20 protein-coding genes are annotated in these 16177 nt (G+C 73.2%); 14 read left to right on the forward strand and 6 right to left on the reverse strand.

Features of this window, described 5'->3' with window-relative positions:
* Positions 1–91: 91 nt before the first annotated feature.
* Positions 92–748 carry a response regulator gene (locus ACZ6ZP_RS36015; RefSeq protein WP_469410021.1) on the reverse strand — a complete coding sequence of 219 codons (657 nt, stop codon included), beginning with the start codon at positions 746–748 and terminating at the stop codon, positions 92–94.
* Positions 749–809: 61 nt separating this feature from the next.
* Between ACZ6ZP_RS36015 and ACZ6ZP_RS36020 the strand changes: the two genes are divergently transcribed.
* From ACZ6ZP_RS36020 to ACZ6ZP_RS36065, 10 genes are all read left to right on the forward strand, one after another.
* Positions 810–1067 (forward strand): hypothetical protein, encoded by a 258-nt coding sequence (locus tag ACZ6ZP_RS36020; protein WP_351169851.1) that lies wholly within the window; start codon positions 810–812, stop codon positions 1065–1067.
* A gap of 72 nt (positions 1068–1139) precedes the next feature.
* Entirely contained in the window at positions 1140–1946 is an 807-nt protein-coding gene (locus ACZ6ZP_RS36025) for a GNAT family N-acetyltransferase (RefSeq protein ID WP_351169848.1), read from the forward strand.
* Positions 1943–2749, forward strand: a complete 807-nt coding sequence (locus tag ACZ6ZP_RS36030; protein ID WP_351169845.1) for a lysophospholipid acyltransferase family protein — start codon at positions 1943–1945, stop codon at positions 2747–2749. Before ACZ6ZP_RS36025 ends, ACZ6ZP_RS36030 begins: the two co-directional genes overlap by 4 nt.
* Before the next feature lie 213 nt (positions 2750–2962).
* On the forward strand, positions 2963–3163 hold the full coding sequence (locus ACZ6ZP_RS36035) for a hypothetical protein (RefSeq protein ID WP_469410024.1): 201 nt from the start codon (positions 2963–2965) through the stop codon (positions 3161–3163).
* Positions 3126–5474: a heavy metal translocating P-type ATPase gene (locus ACZ6ZP_RS36040; protein ID WP_469410026.1), complete on the forward strand. Its 2349-nt coding sequence runs from the start codon at positions 3126–3128 to the stop codon at positions 5472–5474. The genes ACZ6ZP_RS36035 and ACZ6ZP_RS36040 overlap by 38 nt, the downstream gene beginning before the upstream one ends.
* Positions 5471–6025 carry a copper chaperone PCu(A)C gene (locus tag ACZ6ZP_RS36045; RefSeq protein ID WP_366464797.1) on the forward strand — a complete coding sequence of 185 codons (555 nt, stop codon included), beginning with the start codon at positions 5471–5473 and terminating at the stop codon, positions 6023–6025. The genes ACZ6ZP_RS36040 and ACZ6ZP_RS36045 overlap by 4 nt, the downstream gene beginning before the upstream one ends.
* A 53-nt stretch (positions 6026–6078) precedes the next feature.
* The gene (locus tag ACZ6ZP_RS36050; protein WP_351169833.1) at positions 6079–6876 is read left to right on the forward strand and encodes a DJ-1/PfpI family protein; all 798 of its coding nucleotides are present in this window, start codon (positions 6079–6081) and stop codon (positions 6874–6876) included.
* Positions 6877–7026: 150 nt separating this feature from the next.
* Positions 7027–7812, forward strand: a complete 786-nt coding sequence (locus ACZ6ZP_RS36055) for a hypothetical protein (protein WP_469410029.1) — start codon at positions 7027–7029, stop codon at positions 7810–7812.
* 162 nt (positions 7813–7974) lie between these two features.
* A complete protein-coding gene (locus ACZ6ZP_RS36060; RefSeq protein ID WP_351169827.1) occupies positions 7975–8568 on the forward strand; it encodes a sigma-70 family RNA polymerase sigma factor in 594 nt (197 codons plus the stop codon).
* Between the two features lie 284 nt (positions 8569–8852).
* Positions 8853–9536 (forward strand): response regulator transcription factor, encoded by a 684-nt coding sequence (locus tag ACZ6ZP_RS36065; protein WP_351170084.1) that lies wholly within the window; start codon positions 8853–8855, stop codon positions 9534–9536.
* On the opposite strand, the gene ACZ6ZP_RS36070 is transcribed toward ACZ6ZP_RS36065, so the two are convergent.
* Positions 9499–10380, reverse strand: coding sequence for a GbsR/MarR family transcriptional regulator (locus ACZ6ZP_RS36070; protein WP_469410033.1), 882 nt, complete (start codon positions 10378–10380; stop codon positions 9499–9501). The two genes, ACZ6ZP_RS36065 and ACZ6ZP_RS36070, sit on opposite strands and share 38 nt — an antisense overlap.
* Before the next feature lie 232 nt (positions 10381–10612).
* On the opposite strand from ACZ6ZP_RS36070, the gene ACZ6ZP_RS36075 reads away from it, so the two are divergent.
* Positions 10613–11527 carry an ABC transporter ATP-binding protein gene (locus ACZ6ZP_RS36075; protein ID WP_351170081.1) on the forward strand — a complete coding sequence of 305 codons (915 nt, stop codon included), beginning with the start codon at positions 10613–10615 and terminating at the stop codon, positions 11525–11527.
* Positions 11524–12372, forward strand: a complete 849-nt coding sequence (locus tag ACZ6ZP_RS36080; protein WP_351169821.1) for an ABC transporter permease — start codon at positions 11524–11526, stop codon at positions 12370–12372. The genes ACZ6ZP_RS36075 and ACZ6ZP_RS36080 overlap by 4 nt, the downstream gene beginning before the upstream one ends.
* Before the next feature lie 33 nt (positions 12373–12405).
* On the opposite strand, the gene ACZ6ZP_RS36085 is transcribed toward ACZ6ZP_RS36080, so the two are convergent.
* Positions 12406–12813 carry a CoA-binding protein gene (locus tag ACZ6ZP_RS36085; RefSeq protein ID WP_361469242.1) on the reverse strand — a complete coding sequence of 136 codons (408 nt, stop codon included), beginning with the start codon at positions 12811–12813 and terminating at the stop codon, positions 12406–12408.
* Positions 12814–12949: 136 nt separating this feature from the next.
* Positions 12950–13525 carry a TerD family protein gene (locus ACZ6ZP_RS36090; protein ID WP_351169816.1) on the reverse strand — a complete coding sequence of 192 codons (576 nt, stop codon included), beginning with the start codon at positions 13523–13525 and terminating at the stop codon, positions 12950–12952.
* 209 nt (positions 13526–13734) lie between these two features.
* Here ACZ6ZP_RS36090 and ACZ6ZP_RS36095 point away from each other — a divergent pair, with 209 nt between their 5' ends.
* A complete protein-coding gene (locus ACZ6ZP_RS36095; RefSeq protein ID WP_468617622.1) occupies positions 13735–14133 on the forward strand; it encodes a BlaI/MecI/CopY family transcriptional regulator in 399 nt (132 codons plus the stop codon).
* Between the two features lie 105 nt (positions 14134–14238).
* Here the strand turns inward: ACZ6ZP_RS36095 and ACZ6ZP_RS36100 are convergent, their stop codons facing one another.
* Positions 14239–14694 carry a tellurite resistance TerB family protein gene (locus tag ACZ6ZP_RS36100; protein WP_361469236.1) on the reverse strand — a complete coding sequence of 152 codons (456 nt, stop codon included), beginning with the start codon at positions 14692–14694 and terminating at the stop codon, positions 14239–14241.
* Between the two features lie 92 nt (positions 14695–14786).
* Here ACZ6ZP_RS36100 and ACZ6ZP_RS36105 point away from each other — a divergent pair, with 92 nt between their 5' ends.
* Positions 14787–15464, forward strand: coding sequence for a transcriptional regulator (locus tag ACZ6ZP_RS36105; RefSeq protein WP_361469234.1), 678 nt, complete (start codon positions 14787–14789; stop codon positions 15462–15464).
* A gap of 27 nt (positions 15465–15491) precedes the next feature.
* Here the strand turns inward: ACZ6ZP_RS36105 and ACZ6ZP_RS36110 are convergent, their stop codons facing one another.
* On the reverse strand, positions 15492–16136 hold the full coding sequence (locus tag ACZ6ZP_RS36110) for a TetR/AcrR family transcriptional regulator (protein ID WP_383825732.1): 645 nt from the start codon (positions 16134–16136) through the stop codon (positions 15492–15494).
* Positions 16137–16177 lie beyond the last annotated feature (41 nt).

Here is a 16177-nt window from a genome sequence, read left to right on the forward strand (position 1 = left end):
CCGCCAAGCATCGCCGATCACCCCCGGCCGGCGCGCCCCCCGACGAAGGCAGGGGATCGCCACGCGGCAGCAACTGCCGGTCGCCCGCCGCTCACTCCCCGCCGACGAGCCCCGCCTCGTACGCCAGGATCGCGGCCTGCACCCGGTTCTTGAAGCCCAGGCGGGCCAGGACCTGGCTGACGTACGCCTTCACCGTGCCCTCGACGACGTGCAGCCGCCCGGCGATCTCCGCGTTCGACAGCCCGGCACCGACCAGCGCCAGCACCTCGCGCTCGCGCGCCGTCAGCTCTTCGATCCGGGCCCGCGCGGCGGCCTGCTTGCCGAACTGCCCGGCGCCGAGGTGGGAGATGACCCGCCGCGCGATCGACGGCGAGAGATACGCGCCGCCATCGGCGATGGCCCGGACACCGCTGATCAGCTCGCGCGGGTTGCCGGACTTGAGGACGAAACCGGCCGCGCCCGAGTCGAGCGCGGCGGCGATGTACTCGTCCTCGGAGAACGTGGTGAGCATCGCCACCGCCGTCCCGGGCGCGGCCTTGTGCAGCTCGGCCGCCGCCCGGAGGCCGTCGAGCCGGGGCATCCGGATGTCGAGGAGGCAGACGTCCGGGCGGTGCCTGAGCGCGAGGTCGACCGCCTCGCGCCCGTCGGCCGCCTCGGCGACGACCTCGATGTCCTCGGCGCTGCCGAGGATCGCCCGCACCCCGGCCCGGATCAACGTCTCGTCGTCGGCGAGCAGCACTCGGATCATGCGAGCACGCTACCGGGCCGCTCGGGACCTGGTGTCTGCCGTCGCAGTTCACCTGATGCTCATGAGTGTCCTGACCGTCGGCCTCGCGGCCATCGTGCGCAGTTCAGCCGGGACCATCACCGTGCTGTTCGTGCCGCTGCTCATCGTGCCGCCGATCCTCCCCTCGACTCCCCTCGACTTCCTCACGAACCTGGCGCGGTTCCCGCCCCGGGCGGCGGGCACGCAGTCCCTCACCGGCGACGCGGATCTCTACGGTCCCGCCACCGGGCTGCTGCTCCGCGTGGCCGGACAGCCGCCTCCCCGACCCTGGCCACGGTGATCCTCGGGCGCCGCGACGCCTGAGCCTTCTCCGCCGACGACCTGCCCTCCCCGAACGGAGCCCGGATCTGTCATGCCCTCGACATCCGCTGCATCGGCATCCGCCGCCTCGAAGCCCACCGCTCGCACCGCCCCCACCACGCCCGCCGCCCCCGCCGTCCCCAGCGCGTACGTCACCTCCATCGCCGACTCCGAGGAGCAGATCCGGGCCGCGCAGCGCCTGCGGTACCGCGTCTTCGGCGAGGAGATGGGCGCCACGCTCCACACCCCCCTGCCCGGCCACGACGTGGACGACTACGACGACCTCGTGGACCACCTGATCGTCACCGACACCACCACCGGCGATGTCGTGGGCACCTACCGCCTGCTGCCTCCCGGGCGGGCCGAGCGGTCCTACTCCGACAGCGAGTTCGACCTGCGCGCCCTGGAGGAGCTGCGCTCCTCCACGATCGAGGCGGGCCGCTCCTGCGTGCACCCCGACCACCGCTCCGGCGCGGTGATCAACCTGATGTGGTCGGCGCTCGCCCGCTACGTCCTGCTCTCCGGCCACCGCTACCTGGCCGGCTGCGCCTCCGTGCCGCTGTCCGACGGCGGCAAGGCCGCGTCCAGCGCCTGGCTGCTCGGCACGTCCAAGCACGCGTCGCCGCCCGAGCTGCGGGTGCAGCCCCGGCGCCCCTGGGTGCCCACCGCGCCGACCGTGGAGCGGCCGGCCTACGCCGACCTGCCGCCGCTCCTGCGGGGCTACCTGCGGCTCGGCGCGTGGATGTGCGGGGCGCCCGCGCACGACCCCGAGTTCGACGTCGCCGACTTCTTCGTCCTGCTCGACATGGACCGGCTCGGCGACCGCTACCGCCGCTACTTCCTGGGGGAGACGCCATGAGCCCCGCGGCAGCCACGGCCGCGCTCTGCACCCCGGCCTGCGTCACCCGCTCGGCGTCGCGCGTCCCGCCGCCCGAACTGGCCCGCCGGTACGCCGCGTTGTCGTACGAGATCGGCCTGGGCGTGGCCCAGGGCGCGCGGCTCGCCGAGCCCCACGCGCTGCGGGCGCGGGCCCGGGGAATCCTGGGCGCGCTGGGCGTGCGCCTCGACGCGGGGCCGGAGAGGCTGACGGTGGACGGTGCCGGTCGTTCTCCCGGGACCCTGATCGTCGCCAACCACATCTCCTGGCTCGACGTCGTCAGCCTGCTCGCCGTCGAGCCGGTGACGGTCCTCGCCAAGCGGGAGGTGGGCCAGTGGCCGGTGATCGGCGCGCTCGCCCGGCGGGCGGGGTCCCGGTTCATCGACCGTGACGGCCTGCGCCAACTGCCCCATGTGGTGGCCGACCTGGCGTCGACCCTGCGCTCGGGCCGCTCCGTCCTCGTCTTCCCGCAGGCGACGACCTGGTGTTCCGTGTCCGGCGGCCGGTTCCGCCGGGCCACCTTCCAGGCGGCGGCCGACGCGGGGGCTCCCGTGCGGCCGGTGACCATCCGCTACTACCAGCACGGCGCCCGCAGCACCACGGCCGCCTTCCTGGGCGACGAGACCTTCGGGGCCTCGCTGCACCGCGTCGCCGGTGCCCGGGGACTGGCCGTGCGGGTCACCGCGCACGCCCCGCTGCACGGCTCGGACCGCCGGGAGCTGGCCGCCGAGGCCCAGGCGGCCGTCGGCGCCGATGAGATGCCCGCCCACGGTGGGGTGTCGTAGGCCTCAGGAGCCCCCGAGCGTCCTCACCGGCGTCACCTCACGCACATGCACCATGGCGTCGAACCAGTCCGCGAGGGAGCCGCCGGACAGATGGTGGTCCGCGTCCTCGTTATGTGCGGCACGGGAACTGGAGCCCCTCCGCGGCCGACTCCTGAACAGGCGCGGACGTGACGGTTCCGCGCTGTCTCGTTCACGAGTGTCAGGAGAGCGGCGATGAGCGATCGCCCCCAACTGCCCCTGCTCTGCGGTTTCCTCGCGCTGCTCGCGGTGATCTTCGCGGTGTCGTACGCCGTGGGCACGGCCGTCGGACCGGTCGCACCCGGGATGCAGCGGACCGAGACCGAGACCGGGACGGACACGGAGAGGGGGCAGGGCGATGGCGGCGGCGGGTCGCACGGAAGCGGCGGTCACTGACGTCGTCACCGATCTGACCGTGGGCGGGATGACCTGCGGCGCCTGTGTGGGGCGCGTCGAGAAGCGGCTCGGCAGGCTGGACGGGGTGAGCGCGGTGGTGAACCTGGCCACCGGGCGGGCCCGCGTGACCCATCCGGCCGCCGTCGCCCTCGGTGAACTCGTCGCGGCGGTCGAACGGGCGGGCTGTACGGCGGAACCCGTCCGGCAGCCGGAGCCGCTCCCCGAGCGGGACAGCGGGCCGCCGTCGGACCCCGAGCCCGTGCCGGAGTCCACGAACCCCGAGTCCACGAACCCCGAGTCCGCGAACCCGGAGCCCGCGCGCGATGACCGCGTACGAGGCGACCGTGACCGCGACCGCCTCCTGATCGTCGCCCTGCTCGCGGTCCCCGTGCTCGTCCTCTCGATGGTGCCCGCCCTGCAGTTCCGCAACTGGCAGTGGCTGTGCTTCATGCTGGCCGCGCCGGTCGCCGCCTGGGGCGCCTGGCCGTTCCACGCCCGCGCGCTGCGCGGACTGCGGTACTCCGCCGCGACCATGGACACGCTCGTCTCGCTCGGCGTGGCCGCCTCGTTCGCCTGGTCCTCGTACGCCCTCTTCCTCGGCGGTGCGGGCGACCCCGGCATGCGGATGCCGTTCAGCCTGCTGCCGTCCACGGCGGACGGGGCCGCGCACATCTATCTGGAAGCGGTGGTCGGCGTACCGTTGTTCGTCCTGACGGGGCGGTACCTGGAGGCGCGGGCCCGGCACGGGACGGGGGCGGCGCTGCGTTCGCCGGCATCCCTGACCGTCAAGGACGTCGAGGTCAGGGACGGTGACACGGAACGGCGCATCCCGCTCGCGCACCTCCGCGCGGGCCAGAGCTTCGTCGTGCGGCCGGGGGAGCGCGTCGCCACCGACGGCGTGGTGCGGGAGGGCGGTTCGGCCCTGGACCTCTCGCTGATCACGGGGGAGAGCGAGCCCGTCGAGGTCGGCCCCGACGACGCGGTGACCGGTGGCGCCGTCAACGTCGGCGGGCTGCTCCTGGTGCGGGCCACGGCAGTCGGCGCCGACACCCGGCTCGCCCGCATCACCCGACTGGTCACCGAGGCCCAGGCCGGCAAGGCGCGCGCCCAGCGGCTCGCGGACACGGTGGCGGGCGGATTCGTGCCGGTGGTGCTCGCGCTGGCCGTCACGGTGCTCGGCTTCTGGCTCGGCGCGGGAGCCGCCCCGCAGTCCGCCGTGACGGCGTGCGTGGCGATCCTGGTCGTGGCCTGCCCCTGCGCGCTCGGCCTCGCGACCCCCACCGCCCTGCTCGCCGCCACGGGCCGGGGCGCCCGGCTAGGCGTCCTGGTCGGCGGACCGCGGGCTCTGGAGACCCTGCGGCACATCGACGCCGTCGTGCTCGACAAGACCGGCACGCTCACCTCGGGGCGGATGAGCGTCGTCCGGGTCACCGTGACGGCGGGCGGCATCGCACGGGAGGAGGTGCTGCGGCTCGCCGGTGCGGTGGAGCGGGGCGCGGAACATCCGCTGGGCCGGGCGGTCGTCGCCTACGCGGAACGCCCGCTGCCGCAGGTGACCGAGTTCCGTGCCACGCCGGGCAGCGGGGTGAGCGGCCGCATCGAGGGTCGTTCCGTCGAAGTCGGCGCCCCCGAGGGCGAGTTGCCCGACGCCCTGGCCTCTGCGCTGGCCGCCGCCGAAGCCGCCGCGCACACCCCGGTCGTGGTCCGCGTGGACGGGGTGGCCCAGGCCCTGATCGCGATCGGCGACGTCGTACGCCCCGGAAGCTACCGAGCCGTCGACCGGCTGCGCCGCCTCGGCGTGCGCCCGGTGCTCGCCACGGGAGACCGCGAGCCGACGGCCCGCGCGGTCGCCGCGGAGCTGGGCATCACCGAGGTCCACGCGCGCTGTACGCCCGAGGGAAAGGCGGGCCTGGTGAGGGAGTTGAGGGGCCAGGGCCACCGTGTCGCGGTCATCGGGGACGGCGTGAACGACGCGGCGGCCCTCGCGGGCGCGGACCTCGGCATCGCCATGGGCGACGGAACCGACGCGGCCATCGGGGCCGCCGACGTCACGCTCGTACGCGGCGACATCGAGACCGTCGCGGATGCGGTCCTGCTGGCCCGCCGTACCCTGCGCACGATCCGGACGAACCTCGTCTGGGCCTTCGGCTACAACGCGGTCACCGTGCCCCTGGCGGCCGTCGGCCTGCTCAACCCCATGGTGGCGGCCGCCGCGATGTCGGTCAGCTCGCTCCTGGTGGTGGGCAACAGCCTGCGGCTGCGCACCTGGCGGCCGGGTCCGGTGCGCGGCAGGACGGCCGGTGTGCGATGAGCAAGGACTTCCGGTCGGCGGCACGCGGCCTCCGCGGCCCGCTGCTCGCCGCGCTCGCGCCCGTCACGGCGTGTGCCGTCGCGCTCGGCGGCCTGACCGCGTGGGTGGGCGCGGGCGGTGCGGGCAGGCCCGCGCGGATCGAGGTGGCGGCGGGGCGGGTCTTCCTGCCGTACGGGGACACGCAGGACACCTCGGCCTACTTCCGCATCACCAATAGGGGCGGCTCGGCGGACCGGTTGACCGGCGTCACCTCGGACTCCCCGGCCGCCGACCAGGCCATGCTGGGCCGCCACCGGACCACGGGCGGCCGGGCGGCGTACATGAGCGGCACGGGATCGGCCGAGGTCCCGGCGCACGGCACCCTGGCGATGTCGCCGCTCGGCGTGGACGTGATGCTGCGGGCCCGCGGCCGGTGGCAGGTGGGCGACACGGTGCCGTTCACGCTGCACTTCCGGGACGGCGGCAGCGTCCGGGCCGAGGCGGTCGTGGTCCGGCCGGGCACGGAATCCGTCCGGGGCGGGAACCGGACGGGCCCGCCGTCCGACTCCTGAGACGTGTCGCTGTCATGACCAACAGACTTGCTGCGAAAGGGAGTTGAGAAGAGATGGGCGCTGATGGACTCGGGGTGGGCGCGGGCCGTCGTCAGGTGCTGCGGGGCGCGGTGGCCGGGACGCTGGGCGCGGCCGGACTCGCCGCCGCGTCGGGCCTTCCGGCGCACGCGGCAGAGCGTCGGGCACCCGGCGAAGAGGCCGCGAAGTCGCTGGACGTCGCCGTGCTGCTGTACGACGGATTCACCGCCCTGGACGCCGTCGGCCCGTACGAAGTGCTGTGCCGGGTACCCGGCGTGCGCGTGACGACGGTGGCCAGGAAGGCGGGCCCGGTCCGCACCGACACCGGTGAACTGACGCTGGTGGCCGAGCGGGCCATGAGCGACGTCGGCAGGGCCGACGTACTGCTGGTGCCCGGCGGCGGCGATCGCGGGACGGTCGCCATGATGGAGGACGCCGACGCCCACCGGTGGATCCGCCGCATCCACCGCCACTCCACGTGGACCACATCGGTCTGCACGGGCTCCCTCATCCTCGGCTCGGCGGGCCTGCTGCGCGGACTCCCGGCCACCACCTACTGGGCGTCGCGCCCGTACTTGAAGGAGGTCGGCGCCGTCTACACCCCCGGCCGCTTCGTCGAGACCGGGAAGATCATTACGGCGGCGGGCGTCTCCGCGGGCATCGACATGGGTCTGCACCTCGCGTCCCGGCTCTCCGACGAGAAGGTCGGCCGGGCGATGCAGCTGGCCGTCGAGTACGACCCGGACCCGCCGTACGACACGGGCAGCCCCGAGAAGGCCGACGCGGAGACCGAGGCACTGGCCCTGAAGCTGCTCGCGGACTCCGCGCGTTGAGTCGCCCCCTCAGGGGTCGGAGCGCAGGTCCGCCCAGTTCCCGCGGTCGTGTGTGCCGTGGCTCACACCTGCGGGGCGGGTGAGTGGACCGGGTTCATTTCGCGTACCCGCCCGTGAAAGGAGTGGCGCGAATGCAAAGATGTCCCCGCCATGACTGCTGGGTGGTGTTCTCGCGCGGTACGGGCTGCGGTGTTCGCGGCCGCCTGTGTGCTGCTCGCTGCCCTGGGGCACGTGATGATGTCGGGGGCCCCGGTGCCCTGGTGGACGCTGGGTGCCGGAGCCGTCGGAGTCGGCGCCACGGCATGGGCGTTGGCCGGGCGCGAGCGGGGGCTGCCGGTGGTCGTCTCCGTGACGGTGGCCGCGCAGGCCGCGCTGCACTCGGGGTTCTCCCTGGCGCAGGCCGTGGCGCAGCCCTCCGGCGGAGTCCCGCTCGTACGGCGGTGGGCGCAGCACGTGCTGTGCGCGGCGCCGATGGGCGCCGACTCCATGGGCAGGGGACAGGGCTCGGCCATGTCCGCCCCGGTGCCCGCCTCGGGGTCGATGTCGGGCGGCATGCCCGCCGCGCCCCCCGTGCCCGCTGTGCCCTCTGTGCCCGCTGTGCCCTCGATGTCCTCCTCCATGGAACACATGGATCACATGGGCGGCGGCCACGACATGAGCGGCATGTCGCCGCTCGGCATGCTCGCCGCCCACCTGCTCGCCGCGCTCCTGTGCGGCCTCTGGCTCGCGCACGGCGAGCGTGCGGCCTTCCGGATCGCGCGTGCCTTCGCCGGGTGGCTCGTCGCCCCGCTGCGGGTGCCTCTCGAGCTCCCGGCGCCCGCCCACCGGCCCCGCATCCGGCCCCGTCGCCGCCCTGCGGCGGGCCGGCCGCGGCAGTTGCTCCTCGTCCACGCCATCACTTCTCGGGGTCCGCCCACGGGGACCGCTGTCGCCTGACAGCCGGCTCCCCGACGCCGTTCCCGCGCGCCACGTCGCGCGGCCGGGCGGCTCGGGCATCGGTCGTACGCACTCGCGCGCGGCCGTACCCCCCTCACCGGACCCGCCGGACGCACGTATCCACCGCGTACCCGGGTCCCGGATTCCCGAGAAGGACACCAGGTGATCATTCCTGCCCTGCCCAGCTCACCCGACGAGTCGATAACGGCCTGGGCGCTCGCCGCCCGCGCCGGTGACCCCGAGGCGGTCGAGCACTTCGTACGCGCCCTGCACCGCGACGTCCGCCGGTACGTGACGTACCTCGGTGGCGATCCGCAGGCCGCCGACGACCTGACGCAGGACACGTTCCTGCGGGCCCTCGGCAGCCTGCACCGTTTCGAAGGGCGCTCGTCCGCCCGTACCTGGCTGCTGTCCATCGCCCGGCGCGCGGTGATCGACAGCCTGCGGCACGCCGCCGCCCGGCCCCGCCTCTCCGACACGGACGACTGGCAGTCCGCCGCGGAGCGGGCCCAGCCCAGGGGCCTGCCGGGCTTCGACGACGGCGTGGTCCTCGCCGACCTGCTCGCGACGCTGCCCGACGAGCGGCGTGAGGCCTTCGTCCTCACCCAGCTCCTGGGGCTGCCCTACGCGGAGGCCGCGCTGCTCACCGGCTGCCCGGTGGGCACGGTCCGCTCGCGGGTGGCGCGGGCCCGCATCTCGCTGATGGAGCGGCTGCGGGACGCCGAGCGCCCCGCGCTGGTGGGCGCCGCGGCCTGACGCGCCGTGCGGCCGCCCGGTGGAGACGCCGGGCGGCCGCACGCGCCCCCGTCAGAGTGCCGTCAACGTCCTCGTCACCGGCGCCAGAGCCGCGTCAAGGGCCGCCTCTTCCGCGTCCCGAGGCGGTTCGGTGGAAGCCGGTGATTCCGGACGAGGGAACAGCGGTGATTCTGGACGAAGGCACAGGGGTCGAGCGCGAGCGCGTGAGCGGCGTACGGCCCGGCACGACCTACTGCCGCAGCGACGACAGCGACCGTGGCCAGGACCCGGAAGGCCGCACGTCGGTGACCCGGGTGCTGGTGGTGGAGGACGATTCCCGGCTCGCGCGGGCTCTCGTGATCAACTTGCGGGCGCGCGCGTACGCAGTGGACGCGGCGCCGGACGGCGCGACGGCGCTCCGGATCGCGGCGGCGCGTCGACCCGACGTCGTCGTCCTGGACCTGGGGCTTTTGGACATGGACGGCGTGGACGTACTGAGGGCCCTGCGCGGCTGGACCAGGGTGCCGGTCCTGGTGCTCACCGCGCGCCGGGCCTCCGCCGAGAAGGTCGCGGCGCTCGACGCGGGCGCCGACGACTACATCACCAAACCGTTCAGCATGGACGAGCTCCTGGCCAGGCTGCGCGCGGCCGTCCGCCGCACGCGGGCCGCGCCGGACGACCCTGCCGCCGAGGTCGTGACGACGGACGAGTTCAGCGTCGACCTGGTGGCCAAGAGGGTGCGGCGGGGCGGACGCGACGTACGCCTGACCCCGACCGAGTGGCAGCTGCTCGAAATACTGATCCGCAATCCCGGGCGGCTCGTCAGCCAGCGGCAGCTGCTGCGGGACGTGTGGGGCCCCTCCCGCGGCAGCAAGACCAACTATCTGCGGGTCTACATGGCCCAGTTGAGACGCAAGCTCGAAGCGGACCCGTCCCATCCGCGCCACCTCGTCACGGAGCCGGGCATGGGGTACCGCTTCGAGAGCTGACGGCCTTGAGCTGCGCGGGAGAGAGACGGTCCTGTCCGGCGCGGCGCAGGGCGGCGGACACCCGGTCCGCGGGCCAGCCGAGGGCTGCGGCCAGGGCGCACTCCGGGAGGGGAGCGCCCGCGTGCCGCAGCGCGGCAAGCACGGTCAGGGCGTCGTCGACGGCTCCGGTGCCGCCGCTCATGTCCTCGCTGAGGGTCGCGAAGAACTGGCTCATGTGGGCAAGGCGGGCCCCCGCGGGCGTCGCCGGGTCGAGCACCTCGACGCCGCGCTGCGCGGTCCGCGCCCACGTCGCGTGCTGCTGGGCGCTCGTCAGCCACGCCTGGAGCCAGACGTCGTCGTCGATGACGTACCGCTGGCGGCGCTGTCCCGGCTCCCGTACGCGGCGGATCACCTCAAGCCCCTCCAGATAGCCGACGGCCAGGGACACCGACGCCGGGCTGACCCGCAGCCGCTGGACGAGGTCCGCGGCGGTGAGGCTGCCGGAGTCGTCGGCGATCAGGCACGTGAGCACTCGCGCGGCCATGCGGGGCACCCCCGTGCTGACCATCAGGGCCGCGAGCCGCTCGGCGAAGTCGCGTACGGCCTCGGGGTCGCGTCCGTAGGGGTCGGCGGGCGCGGCGGGCTCGCGGCGCGGGATCTTCCTGCGGCGGCGGGCGCGCCGTTCGGTGGCGAGGTGGGCGTGGTCGACGCGGTAGGCCTCGGGGCCGCCGTTGCGGGTCACCTCGCGGCTGACGGTCGACGTCGGCCTGCCGATGCGCCGGGCGATCTCGGCGTACCCGAGCCCCTCGGCGAGGCCCGCGCCGATGCGGCGGCGGTCTTCGTGGGTGAGCCTGCCTCCGGGCATGCGCGTCGGCCTCCTTGCGTTCATCGGCAAGTCCATTGCAATGAATCCGTGAATTCCCCTACTGGAGCGGCTGTCTCGTCCAGTTATTCATTGATGGCTGGTTGAACGCAACGTAGCTTCGCCGACATCTGAACGGATTCGGATTCGGATGCGGCTATGGCTATGGACAGGGCGAGGAGTTGACGTGACGACGACGAGCGAGGACGTCGTGCTCGATGTCGAGGGGCTGCGCATGCGCTACGGCACCGCCGACGTGCTGCGCGACGTGACCTTCCAGGTGCGGCACGGCGAGGTGCTCGCGCTGCTCGGACCGAACGGTGCGGGCAAGACCACCACCATCGAGATCATGGAGGGGTTCCGCATGCGCTCGGCGGGCCGCGTCCACGTGCTCGGCGCGGACCCGGCGTTCGGCACCGAGGCCTGGCGGGCGCGGATCGGGGTCGTCCTGCAGTCCTGGCGCGACCACGGCAAGTGGCGGGTGCGTGAGCTGCTCGCGCACCTGGGGACGTACTACGCCCCCTACTCCACCGGCACGATCCGGCGGCCGTGGGACACCGATGAACTCATGGCGGCGGTCGGCCTGAGCGCCCACGCGGACAAGAAGATCAAGACGCTGTCCGGCGGACAGCGGCGCAGGCTGGACGTGGCGATCGGCATCGTGGGCCGCCCGGAACTGCTGTTCCTTGACGAGCCCACGGCGGGCTTCGACCCGGAAGCCCGGCAGGAGTTCCACGAACTGGTCCACCGCCTCGCCGACGACCACGCGACCACGATCCTGCTCACCACGCACGACCTGGCCGAGGCGGGCAAGCTCGCCGACCGCATCCTGATCCTGTCCGGGGGACGGATCATCGCGGACGGCTCGCCGGACGACCTGGCGCGGCGCATCGCGGGGCGGGACGAGGTGCGCTGGACGTACGGCGGGCGGCACTTCGTGAAGGCGACGGCCGAATCGACGGCGTTCGTCAGGGAGTTGTTCCGCGAGCACGGCGATGCCGTAGGTGAACTGGAGGTCCACCGGGCCTCGTTGGAGGACACCTACCTGGCGCTGGTACGACAACAGGGCGAGGCCGAGGAGACGCGCGAGACCGGGGCGACCCGCGAGACCGAGGAGACCCGCGGGACCGGGAAGGCGGTGGCCCGGTGAACGCGACGAGCGCGGCGGTCCGGGCGGGCTGGAGCCGTGGACTGATCGAACTGCGGCAGTCGTTCACCAACGGCGGCGACGTGCTGTCGCATCTGCTGTGGCCGGTGCTGATGCTGACGGTCATGTTCTTCATGCGGGACACGGCGTTCGGCACGAGCGGACTGCTGCTCGGCACCCTCGCCCTGCCGAGCATCCTGGGCATGAACGCGGCGATGGGCATGGTCAGCATGAGCCAGGCGCTCACCGCCGAACGCGAGGACGGCACCTTGCTGCGCGCCAAGGCGACGCCGAACGGGATGCCCGGCTACCTCATCGGCAAGGTCGTCTCCGTCTCCGGCGGCCTGCTCGCCGACCTGGCGATCCTGCTGATCCCCGGGATCTTCGTCGTCGGGGGCCTGGCGATCGGCGGCCCCGGCTCGTGGCTGACGCTGACCTGGGTCCTTCTCCTCGGCATGGTCGCCACGCTGCCCATCGGCGCGATCCTGGGCTCGGTGTTCACCAGCGCGCGCAGCCAGGGCCTGATCCAGCTGCCGATCCTGGGCATGATCGCCATCTCCGGCATCTTCTACCCGATCACCGCGCTGCCGGACTGGCTGCAGTGGACGGCCCAGGCGTTCCCCATCTACTGGCTGGGCCTCGGCATGCGCTCGGCCCTGCTGCCGGACGGCGCGGCCGCCATCGAGATCGCCGGCTCCTGGCGCCCCTGGGAGACGGCCGGGGTGCTGGGGGCCTGGGCCGTGCTGGGCCTGCTCGTGGCCCCGGTCGTGCTGCGCCGCATGGCACGCAGGGAGTCGGGCTCCAGCGTGGCGGCGCGCCGGGAGAGGGCGCTGCGGCGGGTCGGCTAGCCGGCCTGGCCACAGCGCCCGCTCCCCGAACGCCTAGCGCAGCATGGGCAGTTCGATGGCCGGGCAGCGGTCCATCACCATCTCCAGGCCCGCTTCCCGCGTCCGTTCGTACGCCGCCTCGTCGATGACGCCCAGCTGGAACCAGACCGCCTGCGCGCCGATCGCGACGGCTTCGTCGGCGGCCTGGCCCGCTAGGGCGCTGTTGAGGAAGACGTCGACGACGTCGATCTTGAAGGGCACGGCGGAGAGGGACGGGTAGCCCTTCTCGCCGTGCACCGTCTCGGCCTTCGGGTGGATGGGGACGATGCGCTTTCCGTAGCGCTGAAGGACCCCCGCGACCCCGTACGCCGCTCGCTCCTCGTTCGTGGAGAGCCCCACGACCGCCCAGGTGTCTCCGAGCTCCGTCAGGATCTTGCGCACTGTTGCCGGATCGCCGTACACGTCCCGCTCCCTCTGCCGCCGTTGGTCGGATGACTGCGCGGCGACCGGTGTCGCCGTGGCACCTCGGACGTGCGCGTCCGACGCGTACGTCGATCGGACGCGTACGTCAGACGTGCACTCCTCAGACGTGCACTCCTCAGACATTCACGCCGAAGTCCGACGCGATGCCGCGCAGCCCACTGGCATAACCCTGGCCGACCGCGCGGAATTTCCACTCCGTGCCGTGGCGGTAGAGCTCGCCGAAGACCATGGCGGTCTCGGTCGACGCGTCCTCGGTCAGGTCGTAGCGGGCGATCTCCGCGTTGTCCGCCTGGTTGACCACGCGGATGAAGGCTCCCCGGACCTGGCCGAAGCTCTGGCCGCGGTTCTCGGCGTCGTGGATGGAGACCGGGAAAACGATCTTCGTGATGGTGGCGGGGACCGCCGCGAGGTTCACCTTCACGGCCTCGTCGTCGCCCTCGCCCTCACCGGTGAGGTTGTCGCCGGTGTGCTCGACCGAACCGTCGGGGCTCTTGAGGTTGTTGTAGAAGATGAAGTGCTCGTCGGAGACGACCTTCCCCGAGTCGTCGCAGAGCAGTGCGCTGGCGTCCAGGTCGTAGTCCGTGCCGGTGGTCGTGCGGACGTCCCAGCCCAGGCCGACCAGGACGGCGGTGAGGCCGGGGGCCTCCTTGCTGAGCGAGACGTTGCCGCCCTTGGCCAGGGAAACTCCCACGATGTCCTCCTGAAGTCCTGAGGTGAGGTGCGTACCGGCCGTGGTCAGGGCCGGAGAGAAAAATCTACAGCACTGTAGAAGTAACCGGGGTGCCGCGTCCCGATACCGCGTCCCGTTACGATGTGGCGCCCCTCGACGGGCCGTCAAGAGAGCCGTCAAGACAGCCCCGGGAACGGGCGTCGGGAACAGGCGTCCAGGTAAACACGGGCATGGAGCGGCATGAACGCGAGGCGCGGCAGCCCCGCCTCCGGCGGCGCGCGCAGGGCGAGTTGGAGGCGCAGGTGCTCGCGGTGCTGCACGGCGCGGCGGGGCCGGTGAACGCGGCGTGGGTGCAGGAACGTATCGGCGGAGACCTCGCCTACACCACCGTGATGACGATCCTGACCCGGCTGCTCGCCAAGGGCACCGTCACGCGCGAGCGCGTGGGCCGGTCGTTCGTCTGGCGCTCGGCGGCGGACGAGGCGGGTCTCGCCGCGCTGCGGATGCGCAAGGTGCTCGACGGCGAACGCGACCGCGGCGCCGTGCTGGCCAGCTTCGTCACCACGCTCTCGCCCGCCGACGAGCGGATGCTGCGGGGGCTCCTGGGGGCGGGCGGCGCCGGCGGGTGACCCCGTCCGCCCCATGCGCGGCCTGACGGTCGCGGCCGTGTCGGAAATCGAGAACAGGGGCCGAAACCAGAGGCCGGAATCAGGGGCCGAATCCAGAGGCCGGGATCAGAGGTCGAACTCGTGCGGCGGCAGGTCGAGCGCGAAGCACGCCTCCCGCACGACGGCCCGCTCCGCCGGGTCGAAGTCGCCGTCCGCGCCGCCGATGACGATGCCGATCTGGATCACGGCACGCGCCTCGGCGGGCTTCTTCTTCGCCTTGGCGACCTCCTGCAACACGCTGACCTTGCCGAACGCGAAGTCGGCGGTCAGCTTGTCGACGTACTCGTCGAAGCGGCGCCGCAACTCGTCGGCGGGGAAGTTCTGCAGCACTTCGTTGGTGGCGATGAGCTGGGCCACGCGCTGGCGTTCGGACGGATCGATGGTGCCGTCCGCGGCCGCGACGAGGGCGCACATCGCCATACTGGAGTCGCGGAAGGCGCCGCTCTTGAGGTCGTTCTTCTTCGCCATGAGCTGGGTCTGCATCGTCGATGCGGATTCCTTGACGCGGTCCCACAGGGCCATGAGAGCTCCGTACGTTGGTTACTTGTTTCTACAGCACTGTAGAAACTAGCAGGAGTGCTGAGAAGTTCCGCCGAGGGCAGGGAGGACGGACGATGACACGGACCGCAGAGGAACTGCTCGACGCCGTGGCGGTGCAGCTGGCCCCGGATCCGGCGGCCAACCCGCTCGTCCCGCGGGTCGCGGACGGCACCGCGAACCGTTCCGCGATCACCGCTCTCGCTCTGGAGCAGCGCTCCGTGATCCCCGCCGACCGCCGCTCCTTCCTGCACCTGGCCGAACGCTCGGCCGCCTCCGGAGAAGCAGAGTGCGCCGCCTTCTTCCGCACCCTCGCCGAGGGCGAGACCCTCGCCCTCGACCGGCTCGACGCCCTGGTCGCGGCGTGCGGCGTGGACAAGGCCGACGCCGACGCGTACGAGCCGCGCGCGGGCTGCCAGGCCTACCCCGCGTACGTGGCCTGGCTCGCCCTGAACGGCGCCCCCGTCGACGTGGTCCTCGCCCTGACCGCCAACTTCGCGGCCTGGGGCGCCTATTGCGCGACGCTGGCCCGCGCGCTTCCCGCCCACTACGGCTTCAGCGAGGAGGCCTGCGGGTTCTTCGCCTTCTTCGCCGAGCCCGCGCCCGACCTCGAACGGCAGGCGCTCGCCGCGGTGCGCGCGGGCATGGACCGGGGCCTCGACGCGACCGGGTCCGCCCTGCGCCACGGCAAACTCCTCCAGCGCTACGAGGCGATGTTCTGGGAGACGCTCGCCGACCCGGCGCGCGGCCTCTGACCTCCGCCGCCGGTAAGCCGGGTGCGCCTACTCCCCGCGGAACTCCGCGAGTTGAGCCACGAGCCCGCGGATCAGCGCGTCGAGCCCCGACGCGAACGCCTCGTCGGCCCGCGCCGCCTTGCCGCCGCCCACGGCACTCTCCAGGGCGGCGGCAAGGACCGGCACCCGTGGCGCGTGCCCGGCCGGGTCGATCATCAGCGGCGGCGCCACGAGGTCGAGCGCCGAGCCGAGCAGGAACGACTCGACGCTGGTCAGGGTGGTGACCAGCCGTTCCTGCGGCCAGCCGCCGCGGGCCAGCGCCGCGACCACCGCCTCGTACATGCTGAGCGTGGCCGGTGAGCTGATGGTCGTGGTGGCCAGCAGGTCGATCGCCTGCGGGTGCCGGGCGAAGGCGTCGCGGTACGAACGGGCCCACGCGGCAAGGGCCTCGGGCCACGGCAGCGCCTCGAAGGCGGAGACGTCCATCTCCTCGACGATCAGCCGCCGCACGCCCTCGATGACCTCGGCGCGGCCGTCCAGGTGGTTGTAGAGCGATGCGGTCCGCACCCCGAGCCGCGCGGCCAGGCGGGGCAGGCTGAACGCGTCGGCCCCCTCGGCGTCGATCAGCGCGAGGGCCTCCCGCGCTATCAGGTCCGCGCTCAGCACCGGTATACGCGGTCTTCCTCTGCCCATCGCCTGGCAACTCCCCTCTTCGGACGGGGTCTTCACAGCCG

Source organism: Streptomyces sp. NPDC054047 (genome assembly GCF_055585065.1).

Coding starts and splice junctions, on each gene's coding strand:
- ACZ6ZP_RS36050 (WP_351169833.1), top strand. CDS start 6,079: ATGGGCGCTGATGGACTCGGGGTGGGCGCGGGCCGTCGTCAGGTGCTG.
- ACZ6ZP_RS36040 (WP_469410026.1), top strand. CDS start 3,126: ATGGCGGCGGCGGGTCGCACGGAAGCGGCGGTCACTGACGTCGTCACC.
- ACZ6ZP_RS36035 (WP_469410024.1), top strand. CDS start 2,963: ATGAGCGATCGCCCCCAACTGCCCCTGCTCTGCGGTTTCCTCGCGCTG.
- ACZ6ZP_RS36015 (WP_469410021.1), bottom strand. CDS start 748: ATGATCCGAGTGCTGCTCGCCGACGACGAGACGTTGATCCGGGCCGGG.
- ACZ6ZP_RS36030 (WP_351169845.1), top strand. CDS start 1,943: ATGAGCCCCGCGGCAGCCACGGCCGCGCTCTGCACCCCGGCCTGCGTC.
- ACZ6ZP_RS36025 (WP_351169848.1), top strand. CDS start 1,140: ATGCCCTCGACATCCGCTGCATCGGCATCCGCCGCCTCGAAGCCCACC.
- ACZ6ZP_RS36045 (WP_366464797.1), top strand. CDS start 5,471: ATGAGCAAGGACTTCCGGTCGGCGGCACGCGGCCTCCGCGGCCCGCTG.
- ACZ6ZP_RS36020 (WP_351169851.1), top strand. CDS start 810: ATGAGTGTCCTGACCGTCGGCCTCGCGGCCATCGTGCGCAGTTCAGCC.
- ACZ6ZP_RS36095 (WP_468617622.1), top strand. CDS start 13,735: ATGGAGCGGCATGAACGCGAGGCGCGGCAGCCCCGCCTCCGGCGGCGC.
- ACZ6ZP_RS36100 (WP_361469236.1), bottom strand. CDS start 14,694: ATGGCCCTGTGGGACCGCGTCAAGGAATCCGCATCGACGATGCAGACC.
- ACZ6ZP_RS36070 (WP_469410033.1), bottom strand. CDS start 10,380: ATGCCCGGAGGCAGGCTCACCCACGAAGACCGCCGCCGCATCGGCGCG.
- ACZ6ZP_RS36105 (WP_361469234.1), top strand. CDS start 14,787: ATGACACGGACCGCAGAGGAACTGCTCGACGCCGTGGCGGTGCAGCTG.
- ACZ6ZP_RS36075 (WP_351170081.1), top strand. CDS start 10,613: ATGCGCTACGGCACCGCCGACGTGCTGCGCGACGTGACCTTCCAGGTG.
- ACZ6ZP_RS36055 (WP_469410029.1), top strand. CDS start 7,027: ATGACTGCTGGGTGGTGTTCTCGCGCGGTACGGGCTGCGGTGTTCGCG.
- ACZ6ZP_RS36110 (WP_383825732.1), bottom strand. CDS start 16,136: ATGGGCAGAGGAAGACCGCGTATACCGGTGCTGAGCGCGGACCTGATA.